General features: G+C 61.7%; 1 pseudogene. It reads left to right on the top strand.

Annotated features, from left to right (window positions below):
• Nucleotides 1-1,304, top strand: a pseudogene (locus tag PS14A_RS26805) (RHS repeat protein); the annotation flags it as partial.

Raw genomic sequence — 1,304 nt, 5'->3', positions numbered from 1 at the left:
GGCGCGGTCACCGAATACCGCTACGACGAACTCGGACGGCTGATCGCGCTGATTCCGCCGGACGATGCGCCAACGTCCTACGAGTACCGCAACGGGTTTCTCTACAAGCGTTGCCGTGGTGATGCAGTGTGGATCTATCGGCGCAATGCCGAAGGCGCCGTCACCGAAGCGGTCGATCCCGACGGCCAGGTCACCCATTACTACTACAACCTGCGCGGGCAATTGCTGTCGCTGCGTTATCCGGACAGCAGCCGCCATCGCTGGGTGTGGAACGAGCTCGGTCAGCTCATCGAAGAAACCCTGCCCGACGGCGGTGTGCGGCGCTTTTCCTACGATGCACTGGGTCGGCGGATTACCACTCAGGACGAATTTGGTGTTGTCAGTCGTCAGCAGTGGGACACCGCCGGCCGACTGATCCTGACGACTTCTCCTACGGGAAGCACGCGCGCCTACAGCTATGGCGCCTACGGCCAGATCACCGCTGAGCGCGATGAACTCGGGCGCATCACCCGCTATGAATATGACGATGATCTGCACCTGGTCTCGCGGCGCATCAACCCCGACGGCACCCGCGTGCAGTACCGCTACGACCATGCGCGGTTGCTGCTGACCGAGATTGAAAACGAATCGGGCGAAAAGTACCGACTGGATTACACGCCGACCGGATTGATCCGACAGGAAACCGGGTTTGATGGACGGCGCACGGCTTATGCCTACGATCTCAATGGGCATCTGCTGGAAAAGACCGAGTTTGGTGATTTCGGTCCAAGTCTGGTCACCCGCTACGAGCGCGACGCGGCTGGAAGGTTGCGAGTCAAAACCCTGCCCGATGGGATCAAGGTCCACTACGACTACGACCGCCTCGGCCGCTTGGTTGCCGTTGATGACGGCCAGAACCATCCGCTGGCCTTCGAGTACGACCGTCAGGATCGCTTGATCACCGAGCACCAGGGCTGGGGCACCTTGCGCTACGCCTACGACGCGTGCGGCCAGCTCAAACGTCTGCGCCTGCCGGACAACAGCAAGCTCGACTATCACTACGCCAAGGGCGGTGCGCTGTCGGCCATCGACCTTAATGGCACGCCGCTGACCCGGCATGTGTATCAGTCCGGTCGCGAGCAGCAACGCCAGCAAGGTCTGCTGCTCAGCGAATATTCCTACGACGATCAGGGCCGCTTGCTTGCCCATGCTGTAGGTCATCGCCACGCCTCGCTGTACCGCCGCGATTATGCCTACAGCGCCAACGGCAATCTCGAGCACATCGCCGACAGCCGCCACGGCCAGCGCACCTACGGCTACGACGC

Origin of the sequence: Pseudomonas sp. 14A, from assembly GCF_018132745.1 — a bacterium.
In the GTDB taxonomy this organism is placed as follows: Bacteria; Pseudomonadota; Gammaproteobacteria; order Pseudomonadales; family Pseudomonadaceae; genus Aquipseudomonas; species Aquipseudomonas mercuritolerans.
Note: the sequence above shows the minus strand (reverse complement) of the source record. Positions and strands in the feature narration are given on the sequence as shown.